This is a genomic window from Haladaptatus caseinilyticus, from assembly GCF_026248685.1.
Classification (GTDB): Archaea; Halobacteriota; Halobacteria; order Halobacteriales; family Haladaptataceae; genus Haladaptatus; species Haladaptatus caseinilyticus.
The window spans coordinates 726456-744962 of sequence record NZ_CP111036.1 but is presented as its reverse complement, the minus strand read 5'-3'; the positions used below and the strand labels follow the sequence as shown (position 1 = coordinate 744962).

The 18507-nt window shown below is 59.3% G+C and carries 22 protein-coding genes; 13 read left to right on the top strand and 9 right to left on the bottom strand.

Annotation, left to right across the window (positions count from 1 at the left end; all coding sequences use genetic code 11):
- Positions 1-47: 47 nt before the first annotated feature.
- Complete coding sequence (locus tag OOF89_RS04230) at positions 48-677, bottom strand: DUF1405 domain-containing protein (RefSeq protein ID WP_266078762.1); 630 nt, start codon at positions 675-677, stop codon at positions 48-50.
- A 153-nt stretch (positions 678-830) separates the two neighbouring features.
- Between OOF89_RS04230 and OOF89_RS04225 the strand changes: the two genes are divergently transcribed.
- Positions 831-1199: a DUF5802 family protein gene (locus OOF89_RS04225; RefSeq protein WP_266078760.1), complete on the top strand. Its 369-nt coding sequence runs from the start codon at positions 831-833 to the stop codon at positions 1197-1199.
- An 80-nt stretch (positions 1200-1279) separates the two neighbouring features.
- Here the strand turns inward: OOF89_RS04225 and pdxS are convergent, their stop codons facing one another.
- Positions 1280-2188, bottom strand: a complete 909-nt coding sequence (gene pdxS / locus OOF89_RS04220; protein WP_266078758.1) for a pyridoxal 5'-phosphate synthase lyase subunit PdxS — start codon at positions 2186-2188, stop codon at positions 1280-1282.
- Between the two features lie 136 nt (positions 2189-2324).
- Here pdxS and OOF89_RS04215 point away from each other — a divergent pair, with 136 nt between their 5' ends.
- On the top strand, positions 2325-3038 hold the full coding sequence (locus OOF89_RS04215) for a DUF1405 domain-containing protein (protein WP_266078756.1): 714 nt from the start codon (positions 2325-2327) through the stop codon (positions 3036-3038).
- A gap of 137 nt (positions 3039-3175) precedes the next feature.
- Positions 3176-3487 carry a MarR family transcriptional regulator gene (locus OOF89_RS04210; RefSeq protein WP_266078754.1) on the top strand — a complete coding sequence of 104 codons (312 nt, stop codon included), beginning with the start codon at positions 3176-3178 and terminating at the stop codon, positions 3485-3487.
- An 81-nt stretch (positions 3488-3568) separates the two neighbouring features.
- Here OOF89_RS04210 and OOF89_RS04205 read toward each other — a convergent pair whose 3' ends face one another.
- Positions 3569-4462, bottom strand: coding sequence for an HFX_2341 family transcriptional regulator (locus tag OOF89_RS04205; protein ID WP_266078752.1), 894 nt, complete (start codon positions 4460-4462; stop codon positions 3569-3571).
- A 185-nt stretch (positions 4463-4647) separates the two neighbouring features.
- On the opposite strand from OOF89_RS04205, the gene OOF89_RS04200 reads away from it, so the two are divergent.
- Complete coding sequence (locus tag OOF89_RS04200) at positions 4648-4938, top strand: hypothetical protein (RefSeq protein WP_266078750.1); 291 nt, start codon at positions 4648-4650, stop codon at positions 4936-4938.
- 147 nt (positions 4939-5085) lie between these two features.
- Here the strand turns inward: OOF89_RS04200 and OOF89_RS04195 are convergent, their stop codons facing one another.
- A complete protein-coding gene (locus OOF89_RS04195) occupies positions 5086-6552 on the bottom strand; it encodes a sodium:solute symporter family protein (protein WP_266078748.1) in 1467 nt (488 codons plus the stop codon).
- Entirely contained in the window at positions 6549-6761 is a 213-nt protein-coding gene (locus tag OOF89_RS04190; protein WP_266078746.1) for a DUF3311 domain-containing protein, read from the bottom strand. The genes OOF89_RS04195 and OOF89_RS04190 overlap by 4 nt, the downstream gene beginning before the upstream one ends.
- 163 nt (positions 6762-6924) lie before the next feature.
- Between OOF89_RS04190 and OOF89_RS04185 the strand changes: the two genes are divergently transcribed.
- Both OOF89_RS04185 and dnaG read left to right on the top strand, forming a co-directional pair.
- Positions 6925-7650 (top strand): sugar phosphate isomerase/epimerase family protein, encoded by a 726-nt coding sequence (locus OOF89_RS04185; RefSeq protein ID WP_266078745.1) that lies wholly within the window; start codon positions 6925-6927, stop codon positions 7648-7650.
- Positions 7651-7834: 184 nt separating this feature from the next.
- A complete protein-coding gene (dnaG, locus tag OOF89_RS04180; protein WP_266078744.1) occupies positions 7835-9220 on the top strand; it encodes a DNA primase DnaG in 1386 nt (461 codons plus the stop codon).
- Here dnaG and OOF89_RS04175 read toward each other — a convergent pair.
- Complete coding sequence (locus OOF89_RS04175) at positions 9217-9633, bottom strand: GNAT family N-acetyltransferase (RefSeq protein WP_266078742.1); 417 nt, start codon at positions 9631-9633, stop codon at positions 9217-9219. The two genes, dnaG and OOF89_RS04175, sit on opposite strands and share 4 nt — an antisense overlap.
- A complete protein-coding gene (locus OOF89_RS04170) occupies positions 9630-10946 on the bottom strand; it encodes a DUF92 domain-containing protein (RefSeq protein ID WP_266078740.1) in 1317 nt (438 codons plus the stop codon). Before OOF89_RS04170 ends, OOF89_RS04175 begins: the two co-directional genes overlap by 4 nt.
- Positions 10947-11033: 87 nt before the next feature.
- On the opposite strand from OOF89_RS04170, the gene OOF89_RS04165 reads away from it, so the two are divergent.
- Both OOF89_RS04165 and OOF89_RS04160 read left to right on the top strand, forming a co-directional pair.
- Entirely contained in the window at positions 11034-11642 is a 609-nt protein-coding gene (locus OOF89_RS04165; protein WP_266078738.1) for an undecaprenyl diphosphate synthase family protein, read from the top strand.
- Positions 11643-11769: 127 nt separating this feature from the next.
- The gene (locus tag OOF89_RS04160; RefSeq protein WP_266078736.1) at positions 11770-13095 is read left to right on the top strand and encodes a right-handed parallel beta-helix repeat-containing protein; all 1326 of its coding nucleotides are present in this window, start codon (positions 11770-11772) and stop codon (positions 13093-13095) included.
- 188 nt (positions 13096-13283) lie between these two features.
- Here OOF89_RS04160 and uppS read toward each other — a convergent pair whose 3' ends face one another.
- A complete protein-coding gene (gene uppS, locus OOF89_RS04155; RefSeq protein WP_266078734.1) occupies positions 13284-14204 on the bottom strand; it encodes a polyprenyl diphosphate synthase in 921 nt (306 codons plus the stop codon).
- A gap of 136 nt (positions 14205-14340) precedes the next feature.
- On the opposite strand from uppS, the gene OOF89_RS04150 reads away from it, so the two are divergent.
- The 5 genes from OOF89_RS04150 to lwrS all read left to right on the top strand — a co-directional run bounded on the left by OOF89_RS04150 (position 14341) and on the right by lwrS (position 17262).
- Entirely contained in the window at positions 14341-14535 is a 195-nt protein-coding gene (locus OOF89_RS04150) for a cold-shock protein (protein ID WP_266078732.1), read from the top strand.
- A 132-nt stretch (positions 14536-14667) separates the two neighbouring features.
- Entirely contained in the window at positions 14668-15069 is a 402-nt protein-coding gene (locus OOF89_RS04145) for a DUF5778 family protein (protein ID WP_266078730.1), read from the top strand.
- Positions 15070-15214: 145 nt separating this feature from the next.
- Positions 15215-16513 carry a glutamyl-tRNA reductase gene (gene hemA / locus OOF89_RS04140; RefSeq protein ID WP_266078728.1) on the top strand — a complete coding sequence of 433 codons (1299 nt, stop codon included), beginning with the start codon at positions 15215-15217 and terminating at the stop codon, positions 16511-16513.
- 102 nt (positions 16514-16615) lie between these two features.
- Positions 16616-16891: a 4a-hydroxytetrahydrobiopterin dehydratase gene (locus tag OOF89_RS04135; protein WP_266078726.1), complete on the top strand. Its 276-nt coding sequence runs from the start codon at positions 16616-16618 to the stop codon at positions 16889-16891.
- The gene (lwrS, locus tag OOF89_RS04130; protein ID WP_266078725.1) at positions 16891-17262 is read left to right on the top strand and encodes an LWR-salt protein; all 372 of its coding nucleotides are present in this window, start codon (positions 16891-16893) and stop codon (positions 17260-17262) included. Before OOF89_RS04135 ends, lwrS begins: the two co-directional genes overlap by 1 nt.
- Before the next feature lie 165 nt (positions 17263-17427).
- On the opposite strand, the gene OOF89_RS04125 is transcribed toward lwrS, so the two are convergent.
- Positions 17428-18447, bottom strand: a complete 1020-nt coding sequence (locus tag OOF89_RS04125) for a phosphoribosylaminoimidazolesuccinocarboxamide synthase (RefSeq protein ID WP_266078723.1) — start codon at positions 18445-18447, stop codon at positions 17428-17430.
- Positions 18448-18507: the final 60 nt, after the last annotated feature.

The following is an 18507-nucleotide window of genomic DNA, read 5'->3' as shown; positions in this document are numbered from 1 at the left end:
AGATGGAGATACGAGAGACGGAAAGAGAGTTTAAAAGCCGATTAAATTCACTCTAACCGCTCGAATGCTCGGTCTGCGGCGAGGACGGAAACCACTGAAAGAACAACTGTTGCAAGAGGGAGCAAGACACCGGGTTCGTAACGAAGTGGTGGATGAAACCCGAACCCGTAGTCGAGAACGTCGCTTGCCAATGCGACGCCGAGCGCCGCGACCAACGCCCCACGTGTCGTTCGCCCATAGTGGGGGATGAGAAACGCCTCGACGACGAACGCGAGGTGGGTGATGACGATTCCCCAGTAATCCCAGACCGCGTTTGGGTTCCATGGCGGACCGAAATACGCCGAAAATCCGAGGTTGAGTGCGACGAACGTCCAGATGCCGAACTTGACAAGCCAGACGAACGCAAAGGTGTGAAGGTACGCAAGAGGGAGGTTCTGCGGCGCGTTGGAGAGTCGATTGCCGAGATTGGGTAACAGCGTCAGAAACGAGGCAGTGACGAGGGCCAGTGCCATCGGTGAATCGACGTACAGTGGCCAGAGAAACGTCGGTACCTCGGGCATCGTCTCGACGTAAAACCGAATCCCAACGAGAATTGCCAGCGAGTTCACGACCAGCAACCACACTAAGCTTGGCGTATTTTCGAGATAGTAGCGGGCGTACCGGTCGGGAATCTCCATATTCATCACCGTGTAGTGAACAACTAAAAGAACTGCTGTCATCGTTGCATGGCCGAAATGAATAGAATTATTTATATACTATGTCTGCCCTTCTATATAATGCTTTTGCATAACTGCTATATAACTATTACCTCTTGTGTGTTACTGTCTATCATGTTCGAGTCGTTTTCCAGCGGCTACTACCTCGGGCGACTGTACGTCGAACCACATCGGGCGGACCACGCCGTCATGTCCCGAGATGACCACGAGCGCGTCAACCAAGCACTCTACGCGAGCGGCGACGGCGTCGAGCGACTCGACTGGCCACTGGTGATGAAGATCGACCAGCAACACTTCTCCGTGCACGCAGAGGAGGGTGTGCCGGACCGAACCCTCGTCGTCCCCGACGACCTACTCGAAAACACTCGGATTCGCAACCCACCCGAGCTAAAAGAGGTACTGTTAGCGAAGGCCAACCGGGTCGAACAGCTCATGCAGTTTCAGCCGCACGATCATGGGTTCGGAAACGGTGGTGCCGTGTAAACGACGGACCCTTCGATTCAAATACCCAACTGCAGGCTGCGAGCGTGTGCCAAACACCTGCGTGAAATGATATGTCGTGTCTAGTTCCCGCGGCCTTGGAGTTTCTCCTCTTCGGGTAGATCCACGTTGGCCTCGCCTTTCATGCCTGCCCCGATGTCCTTGCTGATTTCGCCGAGACGTTCGGGGTCGTCCCAGTTGTTCGTCGCTTCGACGATCGCGTTGGCCATGACCCGTGGGTTCTCCGCCCCGAAGATACCTGATCCAACGAAAATACCGTCACAGCCGTGGTGCATCATGAGCGCGGCGTCGGCGGGTGTCGCGATGCCACCTGCCGCGAAGTTCACGACGGGAAGCCGCCCTGCTTCGGCCGTTTCGTGGACGAGTTCGGCTGGTGCTTCGAGCTCTCGGGCGAGCATCTCGCGTTCCTCGTGAGTCTTACCCTGCAGTTCCCGAATGGCTCCTTTGATGGTCCGCTGGTGATGAACGGCCTGGTTCACGTCGCCCGTACCTGCCTCGCCTTTGGTTCGGATCATCGCCGCGCCCTCGTTGATTCGGCGGAGTGCTTCGCCGAGGTTCCGTGCACCGCAAACGAACGGGGCGGTGAACTCGCGCTTGTCGATGTGATAGGCATCATCCGCGGGGGTGAGCACTTCGGATTCGTCGATCATGTCCACGCCGATGGACTCCAGAATCTGGGCTTCGACCGAGTGGCCGATACGTGCCTTGCCCATGACCGGGATGGACACCTCGTCGATGATCTCCTCTACGTCGGCGGGGTCCGCCATTCGCGCCACGCCGCCGCGTTTCCGGATGTCCGCCGGAACCGCTTCGAGCGACATGACCGCGACCGCGCCCGCGTCCTCCGCGATTCGTGCCTGTTCCGGATTGACGACGTCCATGATGACGCCGCCTTTTTGCATCCGCGCGAACCCGCGCTTGACGAGTTCCGTTCCACGCTTCAGTTCCTCGATGTCGGTCGGCTCTGCCATGGTTGTCCCTAACGAACGTGGGGCTTAAGACGTACCGATTGCTCGGCGTTCCGCGATTCGTCGCTCGTCCGGTCCAAAATCGCGTCCTCTGAACCGTATCGAAGGCTCTTTGCCTCGACCATCCGTGCCCGCGAGTATGACCGACCTTCCGGCCCGAGATGATCTCCCGTGGTACGTCGCGCCGCTTCCGCAGTGGCTGGAGGATTTCGGCCTTCGAATGGCGTGGGCCATCGTCGCTATCAACCTCGTCGGTACGGTGTTCGGTTTCTGGTACTACGGCTTTCATCCGCTTCCGCTCTCCGACCCACTCATAACGTGGCAGTTCGCGGTCGAACCCCCCGAAACGTGGCTATTCGTCCCTGACAGTCCGGTCGCCACGCTGTTTATCGCGCTCTCGCTCGGCCTGTGGAAACTCGACCGAAACACGGAGTGGGTGAATGCTCTCGCGTTCTTCGGCTGTATCAAGCTCGGAGCGTGGACGCCGTTCGTCCTTGCGGCGTTCTTTTCGGGTTTCATCGGGGTCGGCTGGCCGATGTACACGTTCCTGTTCGTCAGTCACCTCGGAATGGTCGCCGAGGCGTTTCTCATCCACCGCTACAGCGACTTTCCGGTCGGTGCCGTCTTCGTCGCCGTCCTCTGGTACGGCGGAAACGATATCGTGGACTACTTTCTTCCCATCGTCGGGACACCACACCACACCGCACTTCCGGCGCAGGAGGTGCTTGCTGTCGGGTACAGCCATCCGACACCGGCCCACGAAATCGCGGCGGCGGGTGCGGTTACGCTGACCCTGTTGGCGACCTTCCTGGCGCTCACGACGCGAGTCGAGAAATTGGAGCGACCGAACTGACGACGTTCGGTAGACGGCCGAACTGTCGTGAAACGAAACTCCTCGGGACATCGCCGTTCGTCAGTATCCGAGATGTACTCCCGATTATCACTGTATCCGAGAGTACATTTTAGTAGATGCCCGTGCGAATAACTACCATGACGTTCGGGAACGATGATGATTTGAATCAACCGTCGAAAGTTTCGTTGATTGTCAAGGAAGGGACGAACGGTCGCCGTGCGATGGCGTTTCTCGCCGCGAACGATGGCCATGCATATACCCGAAACGAAATTCGAGATGGAACGGGGATTTCCGATGGAAGTATCGGGCCGGTACTGACCCGTTTAGCCGACGACGGGCTGTTACACCGTCATGGAGGGCAGTGGACGCTCGCAGAGGAAGGGATAGCAGCGCTGGAGTCGGAGGGCCTCTTGGACGAACTCCGCGAAGAATGGAACGCAGGCTGGTAGAACGGAAACGGGGAGAATGATCGGTCCGGTTCGCACTCGCCGCTCGTGGGGCACGTCTTGCCCTCTCGAACCCGTGCTGGTCTACATTTCGCCGTTCGTATGGGATCGTACCCACAACTCCCCTATTCGGGAGAGTCGCGTTCGGTGGGACTTCCCGTGCTCTTCCTGCTCGATATAGCCTTTCCCGCCCGGACCCAATCTATCGACGTTGTAGATGACTTTCGACCTGAAGCTGTCGGTGTACTCCTCGTTCAGATCCTTGGAGAGCGCTTGGGCGAGTTCGCTCACGCTTTCGAACTCGCCGTGTTCCCCGAGCGTAAACAGAATGAGTTCCTCGAAGGGTTTGACGTTCGAAAACGAGGCGACCGGTAGTTCCACGATGTGTCGTCCATCGATTTCCTTCGCGCCGATGGTCGTTCCCCGCTCGTCGAACTCCGAAAGCAGATCTCGGGCGCTTTCGAGTCGGATCTCGATTCGCGCTTCGTCCACGTCGCCGTCGCGCACCGACGCGAGCAAGTCGATTTCCTCCCGCAGTTCCTCGGCGAGCTCGGTTTCCAAATATTTCTCCGGAGCCGTGTAGTAGGTGTGTATCTTCTGACGATCGCTCTCTCGCTCGACCATGATGGAGTGGGCCGCGGTCGCAAAGGCGAAACTCACCGTTCGTGGCATCGAACTGACGTTCACCCAAATTTCCCCGCCCGCGTCGAGTTCCGTGTTGATTCGGTCGTAGGCTTGTTCGAACGCTGCGTCGTAGTCGTAGACATCCTCCAACACCACTCGCTCCGTCTCCGCACCAAGTAGGTTCTCGAAATCCTTGCCGAGCTTTCGAGAGAGGTTGCGGGAGTACTCGACGTTTGCCTCGCTTCCGACCGCGCCTTCGAGGAGGATAACGCGGTCGACGTCGAGTTGGTCGCGCACGAGTGGCGCGATAAGCCGGTCGTAGTCGAATCCGACCGGAACGATGTGTGTTTGCATACAAGTCGGTTCTCATGAAGTAGATTTAAACTCGTCGTCAACTCTCTCGGCTCGCGTGTCTCTTGTGTGTCGAATTTGGTGTTTCAGAACTTCTTCATGATAACTGGAAGCCACCGCGACGAAACGAACAGCGAGTAGCTACCATCGGTGTACGCGTGCTACGGGTGACAGAGGGTGGTGCCAATTTGTCGCTAGGTATCGCCGACTCCAATCAAACGGCCACCGCCACCGTCCCGCGACAGCCACACCCTCCCCAACCGATTCGCTTCGCTCATCCCTCGCACAGCTCCGACGATGGCGTCTCGGACGACCGTGTACTCGACGCCACGTCAGTGCGCGCCACATTGCTTGATCGGCCATCCGGATGGCCCCGCCAGCGCGGAGTCGTACTCGTACCTCACTTCGTTCGTCACGAGTGCGAACGCGCTGGCGGGGAAGAGTGGGGAAACCGGCGGTGGCGGTTCCTTAGCGGATGACGGCCTCGGAAGAGCGAAGCTCTTCCGGTGGCTTCGTTTGTTGTCGGCAACAGCTATCCCTGAAGTAATAGAGTACCGATCAAGACTCCATGCAACTTCTGAAAAGCGATCCCAGAAAACTCAGCGATCAAAAATCCGCGTTTCCAACTAATCGGCTTGTAGGTCGAAGTAGAGATTCGTCTCCTCGTTGAATGCGTGCGACGTAACGGTCGAAACGGAGACCGTCAGCACCAGTCCGACGACCATGCCGACGACCGATGCCAGCCATCCGGCGTAACTGCCGGGCACGAACGGCAGGAACACACTTGCGAGGTAGAACACTTGACTGCCGACGATGCCGAAGTACATCCCCACTCGTGTCACCCGCGACCAGTAGAGCGCGACGATGACGGGAAGTGCGAGTTGAGCGAACCCGCCGAAGGCAGTCGAACCGATTTCGACGATGGCTTTCGGCGTGTAGAGGCTCGCGACGAACGCGGCGAGTGCGAAGACGGCGACGCCGATTCGGCCGAGGGTGTCCTCCCAACCGTCGCTGGCGTTTGGGTTGACGAACGGACGGTAGAGGTCGCGGGTGAAATAGGACGACCCGGAGAGCAGCATCGAATCGGACGAGGACATCATCGCGGCCATCGCACCCGCGACGACCAGCGCGGCGAACCACGCCGGTGCGTACTCGGCGAGCAGGACGGAAAGGACGTTCTGGTCTGCGGCGTCGATTGGCAGGCCGCGCGCCCACGCGCCGAGCATGAACGCCGGGACGAACAGCAGGACGACCATAATCGGCCACAGCGAAAAGGTTCGTTTCAGCACTTTCTTCGACCCGGCGACGAAGAACCGCTGGTTGACCTGCGGGAACATCGCCACGCCGAAGGCGATGCCGATGGCCTGCGAGAGCATCCACTGTGGGGAGTACACGCCGCCGCCGAGCGAGAGGAATTCGGGATTCGATTCGGCGAGGGTTGCAGTCGCAGAACTCATCCCGCCCAGTTCGGCGAGCACCCAGAGCACGGCGGCCCAGACCATCACGAGCATGAACGCCCCTTGCAGCGTGTCCGTCCACGCGATACCGCGCATTCCCGCGAGAACGACGTAGGCTATCATGAACACCGTCACCAGACCTGCACCCATCGCGTAGGAGAGCTCGCCGCCGGTCAGCGCCTCCAGCGCGGTTCCCGCCCCAACCTGCTGGAGCATCACGTATGGGAACAGCCAGAACAGACTGATTCCGGCGATGAGTCCACGGAGCAAAGGTGACCCGAATCGGTCACCGAGCATCTCCCCGAGGGTGACGTAGCCGTGTTCCCGTCCGAGAAGCCACTGCTTGTAGCCGACGACGTACCACAGCACGGCGAACAGCACGCCGTCCATCAGCCCCATCACGAGGATCCACTCCGGTCCGGAGCCGTAGGCGAGGTTCGGTCCCCCGAAGAACGTGAACGCCGACAGGAGCGTCGCGAACGTGGTGAACAGTAGGACGACGGTCCCGAGCGTTCGACTGGCGAGGTAGTAATCCTCCGCACTTCGGTCGGTCAGTCGATACGCCAACAGGCCAACGAGCAGTGAAAGGAGGAGATACCCGCCGACGATGCCCAATTGGAGCGTCGTCTCGTTCATATGCTCTCCTCAATGCCGAGTCCCCACGCTCGGTCCGCGAACAGTTTGAACACGAGTGACACGACCGCCATCCATCCGATGTGCCACCAAAGCCACACCGGCAGACCGTACAGTACTTGCCCGTCTCCCCAGAGAAACCACGGTATCGTCAACGCGATAATCACCGCGAAAACGACCATCCAACCGATTCGTGCGGAGTCGTTATTCATCGACCCAACTGTCTGACCGCGAGATGATAAGATTTACCAATCACTTTCGAAATACGCCTTCGAAGAAAATTTGTCTTCAAAACTACTCCAGTCCCGTTCATTGCCGAACTGATCGCTCGAATCTAGTGACAACGGCTAACACCGTAGAAGACCCAGAAGCGCCATGGCACGCACTGCGATTCAGTTGTACACGCTCCGTGAACTGGACGAATCGCTCCCCGACCTGCTCGCCCGCGTCGGCGAGACCGAATTCGACGGCGTGGAGTTCGCGGGGTTAGGTGATTCCGACCCCGAAATCGTGGCAGATGCACTCGATACTGCGGGACTCGACGCCGCTGGGGCACACGTCCCGATCGAGGAACTCGAATCAAACACGGAGGCGGTAGTGAAAACGTATCACAAAATAGGTTGTGACAGGCTCGTCGTGCCGTATCTGGACGAATCGAACTTCGACAGCGAGACGACGGCGACGGAAACTGCACATCGACTCGATGCCCTCGCGGAACGGGTCGAAGCACATGGTTCGACACTCTGCTATCACAACCACGACCACGAGTTCGCTGAAATCGGCGACAGGACCGGTTTTGACGCCTTCATCGCGGAGTCCGACGTTCATATCGAGCTCGACGTGGGTTGGGTCGTCGCCGCGGGCCGTGACCCGTATTCGCTTCTCGACTGTCTTGCCGGAAACGTTCCGTTGGTTCATCTGAAGGACACTGCCGATGGCTCACCGGTCGAACTCGGCGAGGGCGATGTGAACGTGGCGGATTGCGTGAACGCTGCTCTCCGGGCTGGGGCTGAATGGATAATCTACGAACACGATGACCCCGATACTCCGGAATCATCACTTGTCAACGGTGCAGAACGATTGGCGGGGCTGGACGGCTGATCATACATTCTGCTCAAATATTGTAATAATTTTCTCAATTTTCGCAAAAATTGACGCAAAATCGAAGGAGAGAACGCTGGTGACGACAGCTATTTCAGCGTTCAAGCGCGAAAATGAGACGTATCCATGGCACGGCTCATGGACGCATCACAATCACGCCCTTCACAGGGGCAGTTCATCACTCATGGACGATACAGCGAAATACCTCATTCACGCAGACATTACCGCCGACGGGGTGGTGGAACGGAGTGACGTCGTCGGCGCGATCTTCGGGCAAACCGAAGGGCTGCTGGGCGACGACCTCGATTTACGGGACCTCCAGCAGTCCTCGAAAGTTGGCCGTATCGACGTGCGCGTCGAGAGCGAACACGGCCAATCGTTCGGTACCGTCACCATCGCCAGCAGTCTCGACAAAGTCGAAACGGCGATCCTCGCGGCGTCACTCGAGACTATCGAGCGCGTCGGCCCGTGTCGCGCGAGCGTCAGCATCGCCAACATCGAAGACGTCAGAACCGCGAAGCGGAGGGAAGTCGTCGACCGCGCAAAGGAACTCCTGTCGTCGTCGTTCGATGACGACGTAATGACGAGTCGTGAGATCCTGGCCGAAGTCCGCCAGAGCATCCGCGTCGAAGACATCACCGAATACGAAGGCTTTCCGGCCGGACCGAACGTCACGAACACCGACGCCATCATCGTCGTCGAAGGTCGCGCGGACGTGTTGACGCTTCTCCGATACGGCGTCAAAAACGCCATTGCAGTGGAAGGAACGAACGTCCCGGATGCCGTCGCAGACCTCACGCAGGAGTGCACGACGACCGCGTTTCTCGATGGTGATCGTGGCGGTGACCTCATCCTGAAGGAACTCGAACAGGTCGGTGATATCGACTACGTGGCCGTCGCCCCCGACGGGAAATCCGTGGAAGACCTCTCTCGCGACGAGGTGATGTCCGCCCTCCGAAAGAAACGCCCACTCGACCGATTCGAACGCGACGAGACACAGTTCGCCGCCGCGACGGACGGTAGTGCGCTTCCTGCTCCCGAAAACGACGAGACGGATACCGAACGTCCCATCGAGCCATCGACCACGGACTCGCCCGACGACGGGGTCGAATCCAGTGCCGAAGTCGAAACTGGCGAAACCGTTGCCGACACGTCCCACGGGAGCGAATCGAAGTCAGACGACGAATCGGCGGTCGCCGAAGACGACTCACTCGTGGCCGAGGCTGTCGAATCGGAACCGTTGGACGATGCAACCGACCTCGACACTCCGGACCGCGAACCACAAACGATCCGAAGCCATGCGAGGACGGTCATCGAGGCCGAATCCGAGACGGTACGATTGCTGGACGATGACTATTCGATTCTCGCGGAAGCACCCGCCGCCGAAACCTTCGACGCCATCGAACGTGCGGAGTCCGTTCCACACGCTGTCGTGTTCGATGGAACGCTCAGTCAGCGAATCTTGGACATTTCGGCCCAACGTGGCGTCGAACAGATCGTCGCCCGTGACGAGGGCGAATTCGTCAAAAAACCGACGACGGTTCGTATCTTGACGGTGGACCAGCTTTAGCAACGTTTTCCATACACGAGGGCAGTTCCGCCATCGGCGTAGTAATCCGACACTGTTCGCCACAACTCGAACCCAAACGATTCGTACAGCATCCGTGCTGATTCGTTCGCTTCGTGCACCGTAAGCGAAACGTGTTCACAGTCCCGTTCCCGTGCCATCGCCATCGCTGTTTTCAACAGCTCCGTGGCCCGCCCTTCTCGACGATGCATCGGCTCGACGACGAGCTCTGCGAGGTACGCGTCGTCCGAAATCATCAGCAGGACGTAGCCGACCGGCCGACCCTCTGCAGTCGAAACGAAGGCGAGTCCGCCCCCCGAAAGCGCTGTTTCTAACAGTTCCGGTGCCGGTTCGGCGAGCCACGTCCGAATCGTACGCAGACGTGGAAGGTCAGCAGTGGTCGCTTCCCGAATCACGCCGGTAGCCCTACCAGCAGCGAGAGCCCCGCACCCAAGAGCGCTCCCGAGAGCGTCGCGAGGAAGTTGACGCTCTGATTCCCGATTCTCTCTCCTTCGATAGTCGCACCGAGGAGGCTGTCGACGGTCATCCCACCGATACCGGCCATCGCGATGACGATGCCGCCGAGCGGTCCGATCGTCCCGAACAACGTGACGGCGATGACTGCGACGACGATCGCCCCGAGGGCACCGGCCAACTCGCCTTGCCACGTGACGCCTCCGTCGGTACCCGGTTCGACGCGTTTGAGCGTGGTAATGAGCCGTGGGTTATCGAACACGCCCCCGATTTCGCTGGAGAGGGTGTCACTCATCGCGGTTGCGATGCTTCCCGCGAACGCGAAGAGAAAGACGGTATTGGCGACGGGTAAGCGATCACTGGCAGCAAACGCCAGCACTGCGAACAGTGCGACTGCGGCATTTCCGAGAACGTTTCCACCTCCACGTGCGCCTTCGTTGGCTTCCGCGACGCCGTTCTCCCGCTTCTGTTCGTAGCGGAACTTCGTGGACAGCGCCCCCAACGCGAAAAACGAGATGAGGACGGCGAACCACGGGTAGCCACCGAGGACGATGGTGAGCAGCGCGAGGAGAACGCCGGTGAGCATCCCGGTTACGGAAGCGGCATCGAGCGCCCACGAGATGTAGCCAAAGCCGACCGTGACGGCGATCGCTATCGCGACTTCGAGCGGCGTCACCGTCACGGTGAGGTCGGCGAACAGCCACAGGAGGAGCGCCACGGAGAACATCACCAGTGGGTCGTCGCGCTCGAACAGGACGGAGCGGAGCAGTCCTGCTAGGAGTGCGCCGCTCGCGGCGAGGAAAATGAGGATGGGTATCATCGAATCGATCGGTGCATCGCTGACGGTCAAAACGACGACCTGCGCAGCGAACGCCGCGACGAAACCACCGACCGTGAAACCTGCTGTCGCGGTGATCGCCGTATTACTCCACGAACGGGCGACTTGTTCGACCAGGTTTCCATAGACGAGCAGACAGACGGCGGCGACGAACACGCGTGTCGGTAGATCGACGACGATGACGAGCATGGCCAGCCCTGCGGTGGCGAAGGAGAATGCAGCGAGGCCGCGAAGCCTCCCTTCACTGCGGTCACTGGGCCGTGCGAACAGGTCGAACACGACCCCATCGTCAACGACAAGCGCGAGCGCACCGATTGCGGCGAACAGTGCGGCCACGCCCGCCACCAGCACCGATCCAACGAGGGCTACCGTTCCGACTGCCGCGAACGCTGCCGCCCGTCGTATGCTCGTGGTCACGATGTGGATTTTCGGGGACGAACACTTAATCTTCCCGAACGGGACATGGCGTGACGTTTAAGATTCGATAGCGGTAACTCCGCGCCAGTGGGACTTTACGACCGGTACCTCACGGCACGCGTCCGCCGCCACGGAGCGGACGCACCCAGTCACATCGCCGTCGTCATCACCGAACGCGACCTGCTCGAACAGGGCGCCTACGAAACGCTCGAATCGTTCTTCGACTGGACGTTCGACTACGGCGCGGAGCGCGTCACCGTCTACGTTAGCGTGCTGGATTCCGGCGCGGTGCCGACCCTCAAACGCGAACTCGAAAGCATCCGCGCACCGCGAGACATCGCGGTGCGCGGCCCGGACGATCTCACGCCCGCCGAGGCACCGATTCAGGTGAGTATCGGACTCGGTGGGAAAAGTGAATTCGCGCAGGCGGTGCGCGCGGTTGCAAAGGACGTGAAAGCAGGAGACGTGTCGGTGGACGGAATCGACGAATCGGCCATCGAGTCGAGACTGGTGTTTCCGACCGACCCCGACATCGTCATCAAAACCGGGGCGGAACGCCTGTCGGACTTCATGATCTGGCAGTCGGTGTATTCGGAACTATACTTTACCGACGTGAACTGGCGGGATTTCCGCCAACGGGATTATCTTCGTGCAATTTTGGATTACAAGAATCGACAGCGACGGTTCGGGCGGTAGGGACAGCCATCCAGTCACACGCCTTTTCGAACATGTCCCGAAAGGACTGCTTATACTCCGTTCCGCCGGTCTCGAAACCGCTAGTTCCATAATTATGAAATAGAAGACGACAGTTGTACTCATCGGGATGGGGACACCGAGTGATGGGACTGGGAGACGGGCGTATCTCCAGGCAGCCGGTGTCGCGCTCGCGACGGCGGTTGCGGGGTGTGGCGGGATGTCCGAACCGAGCAAAGAGTCGGTTATCCGTCCGTACCGCAACCGATTCGAGGAGATCATCGACATCGGGGAACTGGACCGGGATAGTGCCGAATCGGTCGATACGGTCGTGAATCGGTCGATACGCGATGGAACCCTGCTCTACTTTCCCCCCGGAACGTATCGACTCTCGAACCTGGACCTCTCCCACTACTCGAACTGTGGGCTCGTGGGAAACGAGTCCACGCTCGTCGTTCCGGCGGGAGAGCAGGGAAACTGGATTTACGGGGAACCGGTTCGAGACCTCGTGCTCGATGGGTTCACCTTCGACTATCGGGAACCCACGGCGGCCCCCGTCGTCGCTTTCTCGGTTGCCGGGGGGAACAACGTCCTTCGGAATCTGACGTTCAAGGGGAGTCGTGGTCCGTACCCACGGAGCGGTCTCGAACTCGAAGTTCCAAAGCGGTCCGCATCACTGCTCGTCGAACGAGTCTACATGCGAGGTGGGTCGCGGAATGGAAACGCGATCTTCACGCATACAGGCCATGGATCGCTGAAATTCGTCGATTGTCACGTGGAACATTGGGCGGAGGGTCTCTATGCATCCCCGCACTCCGGCCCACTCCTGGTCAGCGGCGGGACCTACGCGAACAACGGTATCGACCAGATACGAATCGGTGGCGGAACGACCGGAGCACGGGTGGAAAACGCGACCGTTCGTATGGACGACCCACAGAACTCGGAAGCGAAACCGAACATGCGTGGGATTTGGTTGGAGGAAGGGACGAACGCAGTCGTGGACAACTGCACCATCGACATCACGGACTTGACCGGGACGTACAGCTCGGGCGGCATCGTGGTCGAAACGCAGTTCGGAAGCGCGAAAATCACGAATACGACGATTCGAACGGATCGCAGCGTACCGGCCATCAACATTCGCGTGCCGACGACCGAGTATGACCCGGAAACGATGCCGAGCATGAAACGTCTTCCATCGGACACTCACGTCAGTTGCGAGAACGTCTCGATTTCCGGAACCGCGACGGACGGAACCGCCGTCCTTCTCGCAGGACGGAACGGCTGTAGATTCGAGGATTTCTCGATTCACCACCCGCTCGGCAAGCGGGATGGAATCACCATAAAGAGCGGGCGACGGACGACGATCAGCGACGCTCGCTTGCGTGTGAGTGGCGTCCCGATCGTCACGCCCGGCCCGATGCCGACACTGCGAAACGTGGATCTGGGTGGGAACTAATTTATTGTCACTGTAGCCGAATGTTCGACAGTATCATCGTTTTCCGCAAATGTCGGGACTGGCTCGTCGTTCGAGGTCAGGATACTGCACAACCGGCGAGACCCATCGATGCGACCATCGAACCACACGTGTTCACTGCTGTTCTTCGATTCATTCTTTTAATGGAATCCCGCGCGAATTCGAGAATACTACCCAGAATTTTGTTCCTCGCCGCTCTCCAATTCGTCCATCGATACTCCATCCGGCACGTATTCGCGGAACGTCCGGATAATCGAGCGCGCTTCGTCCAACTCCACGCCACCCACCGCCCGTACGAGTGCCAGCGCGCGCTGGACTTTCGCCTGGTGGAACGATTGCTCGCGGGATTCGTAGGTTCGAACTGCGCGCAGGAAGTCGATCTTCGAGAACTCGGGCCAGTAGGGCGTACAGAAGAAGACGGCGGCCTCGTTGCCGTTGGCGTGCCACGGGAGGAAGTTGCTCGTTCGTTCGTCGCCGCCGGTTCGGATGATGAGGTCCACGTCGCGGAGCGGGCGGTCGTAGAGTCGCGCTTCGATGGTTTCGACGTTGATGTCGTCCGGGGAGAGGTCACCCGTTTCGACTTCACGGGCCACGTCTCGGGCCGCGCCGAGGAGTTCGTTCCTGCCGCCGTAGGCTAGCGCGATGTTGAGGACGAAATTGTCGTAGTCGCGGGTTTGTCCTTCGGCGTAGTCGATGGCATCCCGAACGCGCGGCGGCAGTTCAGGGACGTCACCGATTGCCCGGATGCAGACGCCGCTCTCGTGGACGCGTTCCGCGTCGGCGAACTCGTACAGCTTGTCCTCCAACAGGTCGAACAGGGATTCGCGTTGGTCCTTCGGACGGTCGAAATTCTCGGTCGAGAAGGTGTACAGCGTTAGCTCTTCGACGCCGATATCCTCACACCAGTCGAGGACGCGCTCGGTCGTTTTTGCACCCTCCCGATGGCCGTCGGAGGCTTCCTCGCCCTGTTTCGTCGCGTACCGTCGATTTCCGTCCTGAATGACCGCGACGTGGGTCGGTGCGCCCGAAATACTCCGCCGCAAATGTCGTTCGTAGGCAGTCTCCAACTGTCGCCGGGCCCGCGTCAACATCGTCTTGCTCGTTCTCACTCGTTCGATCGCTATCAGCCTTATCCTCCGGCTCCATGCTTGTTAAATTATAATATTGACATTTTCACGAGGTCAGTTGCATACCTTTTTAACTGTGGCCTCTCTCTGGTAGAATGCAATGGCGAAAGGTACGGTTGACTTCTTCAACGAGACCGGTGGTTACGGATTTATTGACGCAGAGGACGAAGACGAAGACGTGTTCTTCCACATGGAAGACGTCGGCGGCCCAGACCTCGAAGAGGGCCAAGAAGTCGAATTCGACATCGAACAGGCCGACAAAGGTCCACGCGCGACCAACGTCACGCGCCTGTAAACGTATCGGTAGTGATTACTTCCCGCGGGAGGTCACACTGCCGCGCGAAAACTACAATTTTTGAGCATCGTCTGTACTCGAGAGCGACGGCGTAATCGTAGGTCGTATAACGGCCGCCACGTATCCTCGGATATGGATCGCGTCATCGACGACGACCTTTATCGGCGCACGAAACGACTCCTCGAACCTGGCGAGATAGCGCTCAATGGAGCCATCGTCCACACTGACCTCGGAAGTGACGCGGACATCGAGATGCATCAGGCGTGTGTAGACATCGGCGACGTGATCGCGGAAAACGCGGGCCTCGACGCTAGCGACACGTACGTCTACTCCGGCACCGACGACACGGATTTCGCGTCGAATCAGCATCAGGGTCTGACGCTCTCGGACGACGAATTCGTCTGGGAGTGTCAGCAGTTGCTCCGCGACGGATCGTTCGACGTGGTGTTTTATTACGAAGCAACTGCCGATCAGCAGGGCATTCTGGATGGAATCCAAGATCTCGGGTTCGAGGTGACTGGCGTCGAAGGGTGAACGTCCTGCGCGTCCGACCTGAGAGGTAGCGGCAACCGGACGCAAGTCAGAAGCCTTTACATATGGCCCATTCTAACGGACTGATAGTAAGACTGGGAGCGCTTCGTATGAATCGTATATTCTCTATTCCCCGGAGGCAAACCTCGTGACAACAACAGGTGGCGTAATCTCGGGCGTGCGGGTTTCCCACGACCGAGCGAGTCTCGACGATGTTGCGGCAGCTTGTCATGCTGACCAACAGGAAATCGTCGCACGACTCGTCAAAGAACCATGCGTGACGGAAGCGTTCGCGCTTCAGACGTGCAACCGCTTCGAAGCGTACATCGTGACCGACACACCGTCGGCCGGAGGAGAAGTCCTCCAGGGGTTCGCCCCGGACGTAGCCGACCACGCTGTCGTGACGATGGGGCACGAAGAGAGCCTGCGTCACCTCTTGCGTGTTACCGCGGGACTGGAATCCATCGTCCTCGGTGAAGATCAGATAATCGGGCAGGTGCGCGAATCGTACAAGTCCGCACGATCCATCGGAGCTATCGGCCCGATGCTCGAAGAGGCACTGATGAAGGCGATTCACGTCGGCGAACGTGCTCGTACCGAGACGGCGATCAACGAGGGGGTCGTTTCGGTTGGTAGTGCCGCGGTAGCGCTTGCGGACGAACACCGCGATCTCGATGGTGCAACGGCACTCGTCGTCGGAGCGGGTGAGATGGGAACCATCGCGGCGCACGCACTGGCGGATGCAAATATCGAGACGCTCATCGTCGCCAATCGGTCGGTCGAGCGCGCTGAGACGGTTGCGGAGGAGGTCAGCATCCCCGACGCTCGTGCTGTCGGCCTGACGGCGCTTCCCGCCTGTCTCCCGCGGACTGATGTGGTCGTCACGGCGACCGGAAGCGATGGATACGTCCTCGATGCCGACCTCCTTTCGGGTTCTGACGAGACGTTGGTCGTCGATATCGCACAACCCCGCGACGTTTCGCCCGCCGTAGCCGCACTCGATGGGGTCTCCGTCCACGATATGGCCGCACTGGAGTCGGTTACGGACGAAACACGAAACCGACGACGGGCCGCCGCCGAGTCGGTCGAAACGATGGTCGACCGGGAGTTCGAAAACTTGCTCGAACAGTACAAACGAAAACGCGCTGACGAAGCTATCGCGGCGATGTATGAAGGTGCGGAACGGGTGAAGGAGCGAGAGCTCCAAACCGCACTCGCTCGACTCGACGCGAAAGGCTTGGACGACGACCAACAGGCGATCGTTGAATCCATGGCGGATGCGCTTTTGTCACAACTGCTCGCACCGCCGACCAAGAGCCTGCGCGACGCGGCAGCGAAAGACGATTGGACGACCATCAACACCGCACTGCAACTGTTCAGTCCCGAGACCGCCGAGGAACCGCCGGAGTTCGTGGCTAAGCAACTCGAATCGGCCGCGGACGACTGAGCCACTCGGAACGCATATCGAAGGACTTCACAGGAGCGAGGAACGCAACATACCACCGAGACGGCAAACGCTTTTATCTTATTTCCACTCGTCCGCCCAGGCATGGCAAGCCTACTTTCCGACGACGAGATTCAGACTCGACTACCGAACGGTTGGGAACGCGAGGCCGACGAAATCGTCCGTAGCTACGAGTTCGACGATTATCTCGATGGTGTCGCGTTCGCCTCCGAAATCGGTGAAATATCGGAAGAGGAGTTTCACCATCCGGAGATCATCATCGGATACGAGGAGGTAGAAGTTCGACTGACCAGCCACGAAGCGGGTGGGATTACGGACAAAGACGTGGAGATGGCCGAGCGGTTCGACGACGTGCGCTGATGAACGCCCGGTACGTCTTCGCGGTTCGATTCCGCCTCGACCCGACCGCTTCCGGTCTCTCGCTCGAACCTCGGGAGTTCGAGACGCGCCTGTCACGACGGGCCGACCCACCGGGGACCGATGGGTGGCTGTTTTTCCGCGACAACCTCTGGCGCGGTGAAATCGGCGACGATCGGCATTTTCGCGACCTGACGAGCGACGCGCTCGGCGTTTCGGTGACGAGTGTGGAGTACCGCGCCTTCGAAACTGACGAGGAGTATTACGATGCCCTCAAGGAGGAAATCGGGGAGCAGTTGGCGGAGTTCAAGGCCGATACGGTGTCAGAGGTGATCTCGAAATACCTCGGTAGTTCCGTCGAGGTGAAGTATTAGCGGTGGTTTTGTGATCGATCAGCGAATGGTAGCACACTTCCAATCGTCGATGGAACGATACTATGACTTCGCTTTACAGACGCGATGCTTGTACACAGCAGATTCAGCCAACGTGTGACCACCTTCTCCGACAACCGCTTTCAAAATCAGCCCGCGAAACTTCCCTTACAAATCCTTGATAGTCATCACGGCCTCTTCGAGGTCCGGAGCGTCGAAGAACTCGCGACCGATGTAGGCGTTCGCACCGCCAGTGTAGAGGTCATGGGCTGCGGTTAGCACGTCGTCGGGGAGCGGTTCCGGTTCAACTTCGCACAGGGATTTCCAGTCGGCGATACCGCGCTCTTTTGCGCTTTCCTTCGCGTCGTACACTGCATCGACCCACCCGGACTGCTCGCGCTTGTGGTACTGGCGGATGAACTCCTTGCTCACCTGTTGGCTGTAGAACGTGAATCGATTCTCGTCGAACGTCCCGACCACGTCCGCGACGCGGATTTCCCCGTCGTAGTAGCAACACTCGATTTTCCCGTCCTCGTGAACGAGGTCGGCTTCGGCGGCCTGTTTGGTGATGATATCGTTGACCTCGTTGGCGAGGGTTTCGAGCGTCTCGACGCTTGCCTTTCCGGCGATCGTGTCTGCCTCTCGCCGTGAGAGATAGCGGTCTTCTTCCTCGTATTTCGTGGAGAATTCGACGACGGGTTCTTCGAGTTGGACCGCGCCCTCGGGCCACTCGGGAAAGTCCAACCCGTGGTCGGCGGGGTCGGTGCGGCGTCGGAGACTCGACCCGACTGGCACGCTGTTCCGGAAAACGATTTCGAGTGGGATGAGGTAGTTGTCGTCAGCTCCACTGTGGAACAGGTCGTAGTCGTAGTTTCGACCCTCACGCGGCAGGTTCGGCACCTGTGTGAGATCGATGGCCATCTCGGTCGGCGGTGTTGTCGCGTCGGACAGGGAAACGACCTCGCCATCCGAGACGACGCCGCGATAGTGCGTCGGGATTCCGGCATCTTCCAACAGCTCGAAGTTGAACGCCCCCATGGTGCAGAGGCTCGCACCTTTATCCTCGATTTCGTCGGGCATCTTGCCCCAGTCGAACACCGAATAGTCGTCGGTAAAGACGAACGAGCCACGTCCGAGGGAGTCCGGCGTCGGTTCACGCTCGACCCGGAACTCCTTCACACTCGTCATGGTGTGTGGTCTACCGTGCCCGGACTAAGAAGTTTCCATCCTCATGTTGAAATGAGCCGG

Excerpts from the sequence above, each read along its gene's own strand:
- OOF89_RS04230 (WP_266078762.1), bottom strand. The coding sequence starts at position 677 with ATGGAGATTCCCGACCGGTACGCCCGCTACTATCTCGAAAATACGCCA.
- OOF89_RS04225 (WP_266078760.1), top strand. The coding sequence starts at position 831 with ATGTTCGAGTCGTTTTCCAGCGGCTACTACCTCGGGCGACTGTACGTC.
- pdxS (WP_266078758.1), bottom strand. The coding sequence starts at position 2,188 with ATGGCAGAGCCGACCGACATCGAGGAACTGAAGCGTGGAACGGAACTC.
- OOF89_RS04215 (WP_266078756.1), top strand. The coding sequence starts at position 2,325 with ATGACCGACCTTCCGGCCCGAGATGATCTCCCGTGGTACGTCGCGCCG.
- OOF89_RS04210 (WP_266078754.1), top strand. The coding sequence starts at position 3,176 with ATGACGTTCGGGAACGATGATGATTTGAATCAACCGTCGAAAGTTTCG.
- OOF89_RS04205 (WP_266078752.1), bottom strand. The coding sequence starts at position 4,462 with ATGCAAACACACATCGTTCCGGTCGGATTCGACTACGACCGGCTTATC.
- OOF89_RS04195 (WP_266078748.1), bottom strand. The coding sequence starts at position 6,552 with ATGAACGAGACGACGCTCCAATTGGGCATCGTCGGCGGGTATCTCCTC.
- OOF89_RS04190 (WP_266078746.1), bottom strand. The coding sequence starts at position 6,761 with ATGAATAACGACTCCGCACGAATCGGTTGGATGGTCGTTTTCGCGGTG.
- OOF89_RS04185 (WP_266078745.1), top strand. The coding sequence starts at position 6,925 with ATGGCACGCACTGCGATTCAGTTGTACACGCTCCGTGAACTGGACGAA.
- dnaG (WP_266078744.1), top strand. The coding sequence starts at position 7,835 with ATGGACGATACAGCGAAATACCTCATTCACGCAGACATTACCGCCGAC.
- OOF89_RS04160 (WP_266078736.1), top strand. The coding sequence starts at position 11,770 with ATGGGGACACCGAGTGATGGGACTGGGAGACGGGCGTATCTCCAGGCA.
- uppS (WP_266078734.1), bottom strand. The coding sequence starts at position 14,204 with ATGTTGACGCGGGCCCGGCGACAGTTGGAGACTGCCTACGAACGACAT.
- OOF89_RS04150 (WP_266078732.1), top strand. The coding sequence starts at position 14,341 with ATGGCGAAAGGTACGGTTGACTTCTTCAACGAGACCGGTGGTTACGGA.
- OOF89_RS04145 (WP_266078730.1), top strand. The coding sequence starts at position 14,668 with ATGGATCGCGTCATCGACGACGACCTTTATCGGCGCACGAAACGACTC.
- OOF89_RS04135 (WP_266078726.1), top strand. The coding sequence starts at position 16,616 with ATGGCAAGCCTACTTTCCGACGACGAGATTCAGACTCGACTACCGAAC.
- lwrS (WP_266078725.1), top strand. The coding sequence starts at position 16,891 with ATGAACGCCCGGTACGTCTTCGCGGTTCGATTCCGCCTCGACCCGACC.
- OOF89_RS04125 (WP_266078723.1), bottom strand. The coding sequence starts at position 18,447 with ATGACGAGTGTGAAGGAGTTCCGGGTCGAGCGTGAACCGACGCCGGAC.